Origin of the sequence: Sphingomonas sp. FUKUSWIS1 (assembly GCF_000733135.1) — a bacterium.
Lineage (GTDB): Bacteria > Pseudomonadota > Alphaproteobacteria > Sphingomonadales > Sphingomonadaceae > Sphingomonas > Sphingomonas aerolata.
Genome location: NZ_JPJC01000189.1, coordinates 610 through 12877, shown reverse-complemented (window position 1 = coordinate 12877; position 12268 = coordinate 610). Strand labels below are relative to the sequence as shown.

Below are 12268 nucleotides of genomic sequence, written 5' to 3'. Positions count from 1 at the left end.
CAAGCCGGCGCCCGCGCCTGTCGCACCGCCGGCCCCGCCGCCGATTCTCGAATTGTCGCGCGATCCGTCGATGCCGGCACCCCGCCGGTTCTCGCCAGTCGCCCGTCCCGAGCGTCCTCCGCCGCCGCCGAAGCCCGTCCCGGCACCTGCGCCTGCAGCGCCGGCGACGACGGCCAATGCCGGCACGACCGCAGCGCGCCCTGGTGCAACCGGTGCCAACGCGCCGGCTGGTGGCGTCCGTCGCGACGCACCCCCGGCACGGCCGCAGCAGCGTGACCGCAAGGGCGACGATCGTCGCACCTCGGGCAAGCTGACCGTCAACCGCGCCCTCGGCGATGGGGATGGCGCCCGCGCCCGCTCGCTCGCCGCACTCAAGCGTGCGCGTGAGAAGGAGCGTCGTGGCACCGGTGGTCCGCGCGAGCCGCAGGCCAAGCAGGTCCGCGACGTGGTCGTCCCCGAGGCGATCACCGTGCAGGAACTCGCCATCCGTATGGCCGAGAAGGGTGCAGACCTCGTCAAGGCGCTGTTCAAGATGGGCATGCCCGTCACGATGACGCAGACGATCGACCAGGATACGGCCGAACTGCTCGTCACCGAATTCGGTCACAACCTGACGCGCGTCAGCGATGTCGACCAGGATCTGGCGAACGACACGATCGACGATGCCGAGGAGACTCTGCGTCCGCGTGCCCCGGTCGTCACGATCATGGGTCACGTCGATCACGGCAAGACGTCGCTGCTCGATGCCTTGCGCGGCACCGACGTGGTGCGCGGCGAAGCGGGTGGCATCACCCAGCATATCGGCGCGTATCAGGTCACGCTGAAGGACAAGTCGAAGATCACCTTCCTCGACACGCCGGGCCATGAAGCGTTCACGCAGATGCGTGCGCGCGGCGCGGACGTCACCGACATCGTCATCCTGGTGGTGGCGGCGGACGACGGCCTGATGCCGCAGACGGTGGAGGCGATCGCCCACACCAAGGCGGCTGGCGTGCCGATGATCGTCGCGATCAACAAGATCGACAAGGAAGGCGCCAATGCCCAGAAGGTGCGCGAGCGCCTGCTGAGCGAGGAGATCGTGGTCGAGGACATGGGCGGCGACGTCCAGGACGTCGAAGTCTCCGCGACCAAGAAGATCGGTCTCGACACGCTGATCGAGAAGATCCAGCTCCAGGCCGAACTGCTCGAACTGCGCGCCAATCCGGATCGCGCGGCCGAGGGTACGGTGATCGAGGCCAAGCTCGACAAGGGTCGTGGTCCGGTTGCGACGATCCTCGTCAATCGTGGTACGCTCAAGGTGGGCGACATCTTCGTGGTCGGCGGCGAGAGCGGCAAGGTTCGTGCGCTGGTCGACGACAAGGGCAAGCAGATCAAGGAAGCGGGTCCGGCGATGCCGGTCGAGGTCCTCGGTCTGTCGGGCGTGCCGTCAGCAGGCGATCCGTTCCAGGTCGTCGAGAACGAGGCACGGGCCCGCGAAGTCGCGGAATATCGTCGCAGCGTGAAGACCGACAAGCGGACGGCATCGGTTCCGGCCAGCCTCGAGAGCATGTTCTCGGCGCTGAAGGAAAAGCAGGCGATCGAATATCCGCTGGTCGTGAAGGCCGATACGCAGGGTACCGTCGAGGCGATCGTCGGGGCGATCAACAAGATCTCCACCGATCTGATCAAGGCGCGCGTGCTGAGCTCGGGCGTCGGTGGCATCACCGAATCCGACGTCACGTTGGCGGCGGCATCGGGTGCACCGATCATCGGCTTCAACGTTCGTCCGAATGCCAAGGCACGCGAGATCGCCGAGCGCCAGAAGGTCGCGTTCAAATATTATGACGTGATCTACGACCTGATCGACGAGATCCGGGCGGGCATGGCCGGCGAGCTTGGGCCGGAAGCGTTCGAGACGGTCGTCGGTCGTGCCGATATCCGCGAGGTCTTCTCGGCGGGCAAGCATGGCAAGGCGGCGGGTCTGCTCGTTACCGAGGGCAATATCCGCAAGGCGCTCAAGGCACGTATCACGCGCAACGACGTCATCATCTACCAGGGCGAAATCGCATCGCTGCGTCGCTTCAAGGATGATGTCGCCGAAGTCCGCGCCGGGCTGGAGTGTGGCGTGACGTTCACGTCGAACTTCGTCGACATCAAGGCCGGCGACGTCCTCGAGACGTTCGAAGTCGAGATGCGCGACCGCACGCTGTAATACTGAAGCCCTCTCCCCCTCGGGGAGAGGGTTGGGTGAGGGGCAGTACCGGGCGGTAACGCTTGCGGCCGCCCCTCACCCCCACCTCTCCCCGGAGGGGCGAGGGAGTTAGAAGAATGAAGACCGATACCCCAGAGATCAAAACCGTCCGCGCGCTGCGCGTGGGCGAACAGGCGCGTCACGCGCTCAGCGACATCCTCGCACGCGGCGACGTGCATGATCCGGTGCTCGAAAAGCACCTCGTCACGATCACCGAGGTCCGCATGTCCCCCGACCTGCGCCACGCCACCGTCTTCGTGAAGCCGCTGCTCGGCAAGGACGAGGAAAAGGTGCTGAAGGCGCTGCGGACGAACACCGCCTATCTCCAGCGCGAAGTCGCGACTCGCGTGCAGACGCGCTATGCCGCCAAGCTGAAGTTCGTCGCCGACGAGAGCTTCGACGAGGGCACGCATATCGACACGCTGTTGCGCGATCCGCATATCGCGCGCGACCTGTCCGAGGATTGACGCCACCGCGCGACGCGTCTTTGGGTTGAGCCGATGGCCAAGCTGTATTTCTATTATGCGTCGATGAACGCGGGCAAGTCGACCAACCTGCTTCAGGCGGACTTCAACTACCGCGAGCGTGGGATGCGGACGATGCTGTTCACCGCCGCGATCGACGATCGCTTTGCGGCGGGCACGATCACGTCGCGGATCGGGCTCGAGGCACTGGCGATCGCGTTCGACGCGGATACGGATATCGGCGCGTGCATCGCCCGGCAGCACGCCGAGGATGCGATCTCCTGCGTGCTGGTGGACGAGGCACAGTTCCTCACCGCATCCCAGGTCGACCAGCTGGCGCAGATCTGCGACGTCACCGGCATCCCGGTGCTCGCCTACGGCTTGCGCACCGATTTCCAGGGCGCGCTGTTCCCCGGCTCCGCGCGACTGCTCGCGCTGGCGGACTCGCTGGTCGAGATCAAGTCGGTGTGCATGTGCGGGCGCAAGGCGACGATGAACCTGCGCGTCGACGCGAACGGCCGCGCGATCGCCGAGGGGCAGCAGACCGAGATCGGCGGCAACGACCGCTATGTCGCACTGTGCCGCCGGCATTTTACCGAGGCTTTGGGGTAGCTCCCTTCCCTTCGCCCCTTCCCGTCATCCTGACGAAAGTCAGGACCCAGAGTACCAAACACCGTCTCTCGTGGCTCTGGGTCCTGACTTTCGTCAGGATGACGGAGTGGGTGGGGCTCGCCCTGCCCCGATATTCAAGGATCCTACGACATGCATGGCTGGATCATTCTCGACAAGCCGCTGGGATTGGGCTCGACGCAGGGCGTGTCCGCGGTGAAGCGCGCGCTGCGCAACGGCGGCTATGGCAAGTTCAAGGTCGGCCACGGCGGCACGCTCGATCCGCTCGCGACCGGCGTGCTGCCGATCGCGGTCGGCGAAGCGACCAAGCTCGCCGGGCGGATGCTCGACAGCGACAAGATCTATGATTTCACCATCATGTTCGGGGTCCAGACCGACACGCTCGACGCCGAGGGCGTAAGCATCGCCACCTCCGACGTGCGCCCGACGATGGCAGCGGTCCAGGCGGTGCTGGCGCAGTTCACCGGCCCGATCGCGCAGGTGCCCCCCGCCTATTCCGCACTCAAGATTGATGGCGAGCGCGCCTACGACCTTGCCCGCGCTGGGCAGGACGTGGTGCTCGCCAGCCGGAACGTGACGATCCACGCACTCACCCCCCACCCCACCCGTCTTTTGCATGACGGGGTCGGGGCGGGACTGGAGGCAGTCACCCTCACCGCGCATGTCTCCAAGGGCACCTATATCCGTTCCCTCGCGCGCGACATCGCGCTGGCGCTCGGAACCGTCGGCCACGTCACCATGCTACGCCGCGTAAAGGCCGGCCCGTTCGACCTCTTATCGGCGATATCGCTGGACAAACTGGACGAACTCGCTAAGGCCTCCGCGCTTGAAGATGTACTACTGCCCTTGAGGGTGGCGCTGGACGACATCCCGGCTCTCTCCCTCACCCCCGACCAGGCAGGGGCGCTCCGACAGGGGCGTATCTTGGCCGGGATCGCCGCAGACGATGGCCAATACTTCGCCGAGCTGGACGCTGTCCCGGTCGCGCTGGTCGAGGTCGAGGACGGAGACGTCCGGGTCGTTCGCGGTTTCAATCTGTGATGTCGAAGGACTGAGAATTCATGACGATTACTGCTGAACGCAAGACCGAGCTGGTCAAGATCCACGCACGCCAGGACGGCGACACGGGTTCGCCCGAAGTCCAGGTCGCGATCCTGACCGAGCGGATCAAGAACCTGACCGAGCACTTCAAGGGCCACAAGAAGGACAACCACTCGCGTCGTGGTCTCCTGATGATGGTCAACAAGCGCCGGTCGCTGCTGGACTATCTCCGTCACAAGGACGGCCAGCGCTATCTGGATCTGATCGCGAAGCTCGGTCTCCGCAAGTAAAACGAACGGCTCCCTTCGGGGGGCCGTTTTTGTATATACGACTTTGATTCCGCGCCATCGCGCGCGGAGGCAAACGCCAGGACGCAATTCGGTGGACTGGCAAGGAGCGACAACTCGCTCCACACCGCCGCGAGCCGGCTTAGCTCGCACATAGGCCCCGGTCGGCATCTGGCCGCCGGAGTGAAGGAAACGAAATGTTCGATACCAAAACCGTAAGCGCCCAGTGGGGCGGCAAGACGCTGACGCTCGAGACCGGCCGTGTGGCCCGTCAGGCAAACGGCGCCGTGCTCGCCACCCTCGGCGAGACCGTCGTTCTGTGCGCCGTGACGGCTGCACGGACCGTCAAGGAAGGGCAGGATTTCTTCCCGCTTACCGTCCATTACCAGGAGAAGTTCTCCGCAAGCGGCCGCATCCCCGGCGGCTTCTTCAAGCGTGAGCGCGGTGCGACCGAGAAGGAGACGCTGACCAGCCGTCTCATCGATCGCCCGATCCGCCCCCTCTTCCCAGAGGGTTTCTACAACGAGATCAACGTGATCTGCCAGGTTCTGTCGTATGACGGCGAGAACGAGCCGGACATCCTCGCGATGGTCGCGGCGTCGGCGGCGCTGACGATCTCGGGCGTGCCGTTCATGGGCCCGATCGGCGCAGCACGCGTCGGCTATGTCGATGGCGCCTACATCCTCAACCCGACGCTCGACGAAGCCAAGGCGGGTGATCTCGACCTCGTCGTCGCCGCCACCGGCCAAGCCGTGATGATGGTCGAGTCGGAAGCCAAGGAGCTTTCGGAAGAGATCATGCTCGGCGCGGTCCAGTTCGCGCACAAGGCATGCCGCGAAGCCGCCAACCTGATCATCGACCTGGCCGAGCAGGCTGCCAAGGATCCTTGGGAAATGGCCGAGCAGGCCGACCTGTCGACCGCCAAGGACAAGCTGAAGAAGCTGATCGGCAAGGACATTGCGGCCGCCTACAAGGTGACCGACAAGTCCAAGCGTTCGGACCTGCTGAACGCCGCACGCGCCAAGGGCAAGACCGCCTTTGCCGATGCGACCCCGCAGGACCAGATGGCAGCCGGCAAGCTGATGAAGAAGCTGGAGGCCGAGATCGTCCGCGGCGCCATCCTCAAGGACGGCACCCGCATCGACGGCCGCACCACCACGCAGATCCGTCCGATCGAAGCGATGGTCCACTTCCTCCCGCGGACGCACGGCTCGGCACTGTTCACGCGCGGCGAGACGCAGTCGATCTGCACCACCACGCTCGGCACGCGCGACGCAGAGCAGATGATCGACGGCCTCAACGGTCTGTCGTACGAAAACTTCATGCTCCACTACAACTTCCCGCCCTACTCGGTCGGTGAAGTCGGTCGCTTCGGTGCGCCGGGTCGTCGCGAAGTTGGCCACGGCAAGCTCGCCTGGCGCGCGCTGCACCCGGTGCTGCCGTCGAAGGAAGAGTTCCCGTACACGATCCGCGTATTGTCAGACATCACCGAGTCGAACGGCTCGTCGTCGATGGCGACGGTCTGCGGCGGTTCGCTGTCGATGATGGACGCGGGCGTTCCGCTCAAGCGTCCGGTGTCGGGCATCGCGATGGGCCTGATCCTCGAGGGCAAGAACTTCGCGGTTCTGTCGGACATCCTGGGCGACGAGGATCACCTCGGCGACATGGACTTCAAGGTCGCTGGCACGTCCGAGGGCATCACCACGATGCAGATGGACATCAAGATCGCCGGCATCACCGAAGAGATCATGGGCAAGGCGTTGGCACAGGCCAAGGAAGGCCGTGCGCACATCCTGGGCGAAATGGCCAAGGCGCTCGACCACACGCGTGAGGAGCTGTCGGCACACGCACCGCGTATCGAGACCTTCACGATCGAGAAGTCGAAGATCCGTGAAGTCATCGGCACCGGCGGCAAGGTGATCCGCGAGATCGTCGCGCAGACCGGCGCCAAGGTCGACATCGACGACGAGGGCGTGATCAAGGTGTCGTCGTCCGACCCCGCGCAGATCGAAGCCGCGATCAAGTGGATCAAGGGCCTCGTCGAGGAAGCCGAAGTCGGCAAGGTCTATGACGGCAAGGTCGTCAACCTGGTGGACTTCGGTGCTTTCGTGAACTTCATGGGTGGCAAGGACGGTCTCGTCCACGTGTCTGAAATCAAGAACGAGCGCGTCGAGAAGGTCTCGGACGCGTTGAGCGAAGGCCAGGAAGTCAAGGTCAAGGTCCTGGAGATCGATCCGCGCGGCAAGGTTCGCCTGTCGATGCGCGTCGTCGACCAGACGACCGGCGAAGAGCTGGAGGACACGCGTCCTGCCCGTGAGCCGCGCGAAGGCGGTGACCGTGGTCCGCGCGGTCCGCGTCGCGATGGCGATGGTGGTCGTGACGCCGGTAACGGCGGTGGCGGTCGTGGCCCGCGCGGCGAAGGCGGCAACGGTGATCGTGGTCCCCGTGGCCCGCGTCGTGACGGCGATGGTGGTCGTGATGGCGGCAACAGCGGTGGCCGTGGCCCGCGTCGCGACGGCGGTGGTCAGGGCGGCGAGCGCGCTCCCCGCGCCGAGCGTTCGGACGGCGACAAGGCCCCCGAGTTCGCTCCGGCGTTCCTGACGGGCGATCGCGACTAAGCGATCTTGCCGACTGGCAACTAGCGAAAGGGGATCCGGGCAACCGGGTCCCCTTTTTCGTGGCGATCACGATTGCGGGAGCCGGCGGCGCGATGCCACGGGATCCGCATCCTGCAATTTGTACGAGAATGACGGCCGGACGCGCTGCTATCGGCTTGCAGGGTCCAGCGTGCATGCGCATTCTCGGCCAAGGCAGCAGAGATGCGGGGGCATCATGGCAACCTTGGCGACCAGCGTGTCGGCGATCACCGCCGAGCGGCGTTTCTATCTCATGCTGGCTGCGATCATCGCGGTCACCGTCTTCGCGGGGTTCGGGCTGGACCTGCAGCGGACTGACTGGAACATCGTCGGGCTTCCCGCCCAGGTCCATCTGCACGCTGCCGTCTTCTTCGGCTGGATCATCCTCTACGTCGCGCAGAACTGGCTGGTCGACCGGGGATCGATCGCGATGCACCGGCGACTGGGCGTCGCGACCGCATGTCTGGTCCCGGTCATGGTCGTGGTGGGCGTCGCGACGACGGTCATGGCCGTCCGGCTCAACCGCGTCCCGCCCTTCTTCACGCCGGGCCTTTTCCTCGCGCTCGATCTTCAGATCATCGGCTTTGCGATCCTGGCGGGCTGGGCGATCCAGCTGAGACACCGGTCCGACTGGCACAAGCGCCTGATGCTGTGCGCGACGATTCTGATCATGTCGCCGGCGCTGGGGCGCATTCTGCCGATGCCGCTCATGGGCCCGTCCGGCACATGGGCGATATTCGTCGCCACCATGGTCTATCTGGGGGCTGCGATGCTGTTCGATGCGCAACTGCGCGGGCGGGTGCACCTAGCCTATTGGTGGGGCGCGGGAATGCTGACCCTCGTCCAGCTGCTGATCGGCATCGTCGGGTTCAGCCCGCGGCTCGACAAGCTGGTCGCGCAAATTGCCGCCTAACGGCGGGCATGCGCTTGAGTAGAATTTGAGTGGGGAGCTTCTGTTGCTCGGTGCCCCCCGTACCGCCGGTTTCCACTTCTGTTGCCCGGTGTGGCCCGAACCGCGCTTTCGTCCGTATAACTTAGGTCGTTAGACCGTCAGTTATGCGGCAATTGCGAGTGCTTCGTTATCGTTGGCACTTGTGTATGGGCCGTTGCGGTGGTCCCATTCCGAGCGAAACATAGCGTCGTTGAACACACGTCGATCCTAGTTCGACCCCGTCATCGTCCCCCTCTCGCGAAGAGGGCGGTGGTGGAGTCGCCGGGTACTGCCCCCGGGTCCGCTGTGTCTATGACACGCCACGGTTTATCGCCATAGTCACCAAGGGAGAATTCCCCCGATGACGCTTGTGATATAGAGCGGCGGTCGGCCGATTAAAAGCCCGTGATTTTGCCCTTTGCGGCCTTTCGCTCGCCACAAACCGCGTGCATAGAAATCTGTATTATGTTGACGCAGCGCTCTCGCTACGCGCTTCGCGCGATGATCTTCCTTGGCGGCGCCCCGGTCGGTGGCCCACCGATCCCGATGACCCGCATCGCGGCCGAGGCCAATGTCCCGCGCAAGTTTCTCGAGCTGATCCTTGCGGACCTGCGCGAGTCCGGCTTGCTGCACAGCCATCGCGGCAAGATGGGCGGCTATCGCCTGTCGCGCCCGAGCCACCTGATCTCGCTCGGCGAGATCATCCGGATCATCGAGGGCCCGCTCGCGCTGGTGCCCTGCGTCAGCCGCACGGCCTATCGGCCCTGCCTCGACTGCAAGAGCGAGGCAGACTGCGCGATCCGCTTTGCGATGATGCGCGTCCGCGACGAGACTGCGCGGATCCTCGACGGCACGAGCCTGGCGGATGCCAACGCCGAGGATCTGGCCGCAGCCTGATCTCCCCCTCCCCCCGTGGGAGAGGGGCAGGACGGTCAGCCGCGTGCCTTGAGCTCGTCGCGGATCTCCCGCAGCAGCGCGATCTCGACCGGCTCGGGCGCCGGCGCGACTGGCGTCGCTTCTTCCTCACGCTTGAGCCGCGCGGTTTCACGCTCGATCAGCGCCGCCGCGCGGTTCACGACGCGCAGGATCATGAAGATGATGAAGGCGACTATCACGAAGTTGACGAGCTGCGTCGCGAACGCGCCATAGCCGAGCAACGGCACCCCCGCCTTCTTCAGCGCCGCATAGTCGCTGAGCGAACCGGCATAGTTTGCGGGGACAGGCCCCATCCGCCAGAAATAGCTCGAAAAGTCGAGCCCGCCGAAAATCTTGCCGATCACCGGCATCAGCACGTCGTCGGTCAGCGAGGTGACGATCTTGCTGAACGCCGCCCCGATGATCACCGCAATAGCCAGATCAAGCACGTTGCCGCGCATGATGAACGCTTTGAATTCCTTGAGCATTTGCGCCCCCTTTTCCAGTCCCCCGCACGCTAGCCATCGATTTCGGTTTCGCCAAGCCGGTCCGCTGTCCTATGGGGGTGATACAGACCAGCAGGAGAGCCCCGATGTCGTCCTATGCCCAGATTCTTCGCGGATCCGCCGTCGTTGCGCTTGCGGCGACGCTTGGCGGCTGCGGGATCAACAGCATCCCGACCGCCGAGGAAAATGTGAAGGCGCGCTGGGCCGATGTGCAGAACGACTATCAGCGTCGCGCCGACCTGATCCCCAACCTCGTCGCGACGGTCAAGGCGGCCGGCGCGCAGGAAAAGAGCATTCTGGTCGAGGTGACGCAGGCGCGCGCCGCGGCAAGCACGGTGCAGGTCTCGGGCGACGACCTGACCGACCCTGCGAAGATCGAGCAGTTCTCGCGCGTGCAGGGTGCTGTCGGGCTGTCGCTGCAGCGACTGCAGGAGGCCTATCCCGAGCTCAAGAGCCAGGCCAATTACACCACGCTGATGAGCCAGCTCGAAGGCACCGAGAACCGCATCACGATCGCACGGCGCGACTATAACGGCGCGGTCCAGGCTTATAACACCAAGATCCGCACCTTCCCCGACGCGGTCGGCGCGAAGATCTTCTATGGCGCAAAGCCGATGGTGCCATTTGCCGCGACCACGCCGGGGGCCGAGACGGCGCCGACGGTGAATTTCGGCAACGCGAGCTGATCGCGGGGCCGGCGGCATGATCCGCGTCCTCGCGGCGCTCCTCTTCGCGGTGCTGCTCGGCAGCGGCACCGCAGGCGCCCAGACTTTCCCGAAATTCACCGGCTTCGTCGTCGACGCGGCGAACGTGATCCCGCCCGAGCAGGAAGCGGCGCTCACCAAACGACTCGACGACCTGCAAAAGGCGACGGGCAACCAGTTGGTCGTCGCGACCGTCGCCGATCTGCAGGGCTATCCGATCGAGGATTATGGCTATCGCCTGCTGCGGAACTGGGGGGTCGGGCTGAAGGACGCCAATAACGGTGCGATCCTGCTCGTCGCGCCGAACGACCGCAAGGTACGGATCGAGGTCGGCTATGGGCTTGAGCCGGTCCTGACCGACGCGTTTTCGAGCGTCGTGATCAACCAGCAGATCCTGCCGCGCTTCAAGGCCGGGGACATGACCGGCGGGATCGTCGCGGGCACGAATGCGGTCGCGGACCAGCTCGCTTTGCCCGACGCCGAGGCCCGCGCGAAGGTCGGCGCGGCGGCGGCGGAATATGACAAGACGCATCGCCGCGCGCCGTCCGGCAACGGTGGCGGCGTGCCGATCGGGCTGATCATCTTCGGGATCGTGGCAGCCGCGATCGTCATTCCGATGATCTCGCGGCGTGCCGGTGGTACGCGCTATTCAAGCGGTGGCGGCGGCAACGGGACACTGCCGATCGTGCTTTGGAGCATCGCCAACGAGATGTCACGGCGCGGCGGCGGCGGCGGTAGCAGCTGGGGCGGCGGCGGTGGCGACAGCGGCGGCGGTGGCTGGATGGGCGGCGGTTTTGGCGGCGGCGGCGGCGGATCTGCCGGCGGCGGCGGCGCATCGGGGAGTTGGTGACATGCGGTTGAGCGAAGCCGATCACGGCCGCGTCACCGCCGCGGTGACGCAGGCCGAAACCACGACGACGGGCGAGATCGTCACGATCGTCGCGCGCCAGTCCGACGCCTATCACGACGTCTCGCTGCAATGGTCCGTGCTCGCCATGCTGCTGAGCCTTGTGGTGCTCGCGCTGCACCCCGTGGCGGCCGACCAGATCTATGCGCGGCTCGTCGATCCCTGGGCGCAGTCGGCACCACAGGGCGCGTTGTTCGCGATCGCGCTCGTCCTGATGACGCTGGTGTTCCTGGGCATGCGCCTGCTTCTCACTATCCCCGCGTTGCGACTCGCGCTGACGCCGGGCGCGACGAAAACGCGCCGGGTGCGCCGACGTGCGGTGATGCTGTTCCGGGCGGGCGCGGAAAAGCGCACGCGCGGCGCGACGGGCGTGTTGCTGTACCTGTCGCTGGCCGAACACCGCGCGGAGATCGTCGCAGACTCGGGCATCCATTCGCGCGTGCCGAACGAGATCTGGGGTGCGGCGATGGCCGCCGTGCTCACCGCGGTGCGCGATGACCGGCCGGCGGACGGCATGGCCGATGCCGTCGCGCAGATCGGCACGGTGCTCGCCGAGCATTTCCCGCGAACCGACGCGGCGATCAACGAACTTCCCGACAGGCTGATCGAATTATGAGCACGACGGTATGGGCGGGCAAGTTCCTGACCGTGCAGACCGAAGGCACGTGGGAATATGCGGAACGGCGCGGGCAGATCGCGGCAGCCGTAATCGTTGCGATCGACGCGGGCGACGTCATTCTGGTCGAACAGTTTCGCGTACCGCTGGGCCGCGCCTGCCTCGAACTGCCTGCCGGGCTGGTCGGTGACGAGACCGCAGGCGAGAGCGTCGCGGTCGCCGCCGGGCGCGAGCTCGAGGAGGAAACCGGCTACCGCGCGGCCGCGATCGAGGATCTGGGGCTGTTCTATTCGTCGCCGGGGATGACGTCCGAATGCTTCACGCTGGTCCGTGCGACCGGGCTGACCAGGGTCGGCGACGGCGGCGGCGATGGTGACGAGAACATCACCGTCCACCGCGTA

Annotated in this window: 13 protein-coding genes and 1 other RNA gene; 12 read left to right on the top strand and 2 right to left on the bottom strand. The window is 65.6% G+C overall.

Annotated features, from left to right (window positions below; translation table 11 throughout):
- From infB to sphsw_RS11610, 7 genes are all read left to right on the top strand, one after another.
- Nucleotides 1-2191: translation initiation factor IF-2 (gene infB, locus sphsw_RS11640; protein WP_031440764.1), on the top strand; the 2191-nt coding region annotated here is incomplete at its 5' end.
- A 116-nt stretch (nucleotides 2192-2307) separates the two neighbouring features.
- Nucleotides 2308-2697 carry a 30S ribosome-binding factor RbfA gene (gene rbfA / locus sphsw_RS11635; protein ID WP_031396110.1) on the top strand — a complete coding sequence of 130 codons (390 nt, stop codon included), beginning with the start codon at nucleotides 2308-2310 and terminating at the stop codon, nucleotides 2695-2697.
- Nucleotides 2698-2730: 33 nt separating this feature from the next.
- Complete coding sequence (locus sphsw_RS11630; protein WP_031440763.1) at nucleotides 2731-3306, top strand: thymidine kinase; 576 nt, start codon at nucleotides 2731-2733, stop codon at nucleotides 3304-3306.
- A gap of 150 nt (nucleotides 3307-3456) precedes the next feature.
- On the top strand, nucleotides 3457-4365 hold the full coding sequence (gene truB, locus sphsw_RS11625; protein ID WP_031440762.1) for a tRNA pseudouridine(55) synthase TruB: 909 nt from the start codon (nucleotides 3457-3459) through the stop codon (nucleotides 4363-4365).
- 20 nt (nucleotides 4366-4385) lie between these two features.
- Nucleotides 4386-4655, top strand: a complete 270-nt coding sequence (rpsO, locus tag sphsw_RS11620) for a 30S ribosomal protein S15 (RefSeq protein ID WP_031394369.1) — start codon at nucleotides 4386-4388, stop codon at nucleotides 4653-4655.
- Between the two features lie 194 nt (nucleotides 4656-4849).
- Nucleotides 4850-7270: a polyribonucleotide nucleotidyltransferase gene (gene pnp / locus sphsw_RS11615; RefSeq protein ID WP_031440761.1), complete on the top strand. Its 2421-nt coding sequence runs from the start codon at nucleotides 4850-4852 to the stop codon at nucleotides 7268-7270.
- Between the two features lie 214 nt (nucleotides 7271-7484).
- On the top strand, nucleotides 7485-8201 hold the full coding sequence (locus sphsw_RS11610) for a hypothetical protein (protein ID WP_031440760.1): 717 nt from the start codon (nucleotides 7485-7487) through the stop codon (nucleotides 8199-8201).
- A 67-nt stretch (nucleotides 8202-8268) separates the two neighbouring features.
- Here the strand turns inward: sphsw_RS11610 and ssrA are convergent.
- Nucleotides 8269-8624, bottom strand: a transfer-messenger RNA (tmRNA) gene (gene ssrA / locus sphsw_RS18910).
- Nucleotides 8625-8684: 60 nt separating this feature from the next.
- Between ssrA and sphsw_RS11605 the strand changes: the two genes are divergently transcribed.
- A complete protein-coding gene (locus tag sphsw_RS11605; RefSeq protein ID WP_031394858.1) occupies nucleotides 8685-9116 on the top strand; it encodes an RrF2 family transcriptional regulator in 432 nt (143 codons plus the stop codon).
- 35 nt (nucleotides 9117-9151) lie between these two features.
- On the opposite strand, the gene mscL is transcribed toward sphsw_RS11605, so the two are convergent.
- The gene (mscL, locus tag sphsw_RS11600) at nucleotides 9152-9622 is read right to left on the bottom strand and encodes a large conductance mechanosensitive channel protein MscL (RefSeq protein ID WP_031394859.1); all 471 of its coding nucleotides are present in this window, start codon (nucleotides 9620-9622) and stop codon (nucleotides 9152-9154) included.
- A gap of 104 nt (nucleotides 9623-9726) precedes the next feature.
- Between mscL and sphsw_RS11595 the strand changes: the two genes are divergently transcribed.
- The 4 genes from sphsw_RS11595 to sphsw_RS11580 form a co-directional block, all read left to right on the top strand.
- Nucleotides 9727-10326: a LemA family protein gene (locus tag sphsw_RS11595; protein ID WP_031394860.1), complete on the top strand. Its 600-nt coding sequence runs from the start codon at nucleotides 9727-9729 to the stop codon at nucleotides 10324-10326.
- 16 nt (nucleotides 10327-10342) lie between these two features.
- A complete protein-coding gene (locus sphsw_RS11590) occupies nucleotides 10343-11194 on the top strand; it encodes a TPM domain-containing protein (protein WP_031440759.1) in 852 nt (283 codons plus the stop codon).
- Nucleotide 11195: 1 nt separating this feature from the next.
- The gene (locus sphsw_RS11585; RefSeq protein WP_031440758.1) at nucleotides 11196-11867 is read left to right on the top strand and encodes a TPM domain-containing protein; all 672 of its coding nucleotides are present in this window, start codon (nucleotides 11196-11198) and stop codon (nucleotides 11865-11867) included.
- On the top strand, nucleotides 11864-12268 hold a 405-nt coding region (locus sphsw_RS11580; protein ID WP_031440757.1), incomplete at its 3' end, for an NUDIX domain-containing protein. The genes sphsw_RS11585 and sphsw_RS11580, both read left to right, overlap by 4 nt.

Bases quoted from the DNA above. Each gene is read 5' to 3' on its own strand.
- sphsw_RS11630 (WP_031440763.1), top strand. From the start codon at position 2,731: ATGGCCAAGCTGTATTTCTATTATGCGTCGATGAACGCGGGCAAGTCG.
- sphsw_RS11585 (WP_031440758.1), top strand. From the start codon at position 11,196: ATGCGGTTGAGCGAAGCCGATCACGGCCGCGTCACCGCCGCGGTGACG.
- truB (WP_031440762.1), top strand. From the start codon at position 3,457: ATGCATGGCTGGATCATTCTCGACAAGCCGCTGGGATTGGGCTCGACG.
- sphsw_RS11610 (WP_031440760.1), top strand. From the start codon at position 7,485: ATGGCAACCTTGGCGACCAGCGTGTCGGCGATCACCGCCGAGCGGCGT.
- rpsO (WP_031394369.1), top strand. From the start codon at position 4,386: ATGACGATTACTGCTGAACGCAAGACCGAGCTGGTCAAGATCCACGCA.
- mscL (WP_031394859.1), bottom strand. From the start codon at position 9,622: ATGCTCAAGGAATTCAAAGCGTTCATCATGCGCGGCAACGTGCTTGAT.
- sphsw_RS11595 (WP_031394860.1), top strand. From the start codon at position 9,727: ATGTCGTCCTATGCCCAGATTCTTCGCGGATCCGCCGTCGTTGCGCTT.
- pnp (WP_031440761.1), top strand. From the start codon at position 4,850: ATGTTCGATACCAAAACCGTAAGCGCCCAGTGGGGCGGCAAGACGCTG.
- rbfA (WP_031396110.1), top strand. From the start codon at position 2,308: ATGAAGACCGATACCCCAGAGATCAAAACCGTCCGCGCGCTGCGCGTG.
- sphsw_RS11590 (WP_031440759.1), top strand. From the start codon at position 10,343: ATGATCCGCGTCCTCGCGGCGCTCCTCTTCGCGGTGCTGCTCGGCAGC.
- sphsw_RS11605 (WP_031394858.1), top strand. From the start codon at position 8,685: ATGTTGACGCAGCGCTCTCGCTACGCGCTTCGCGCGATGATCTTCCTT.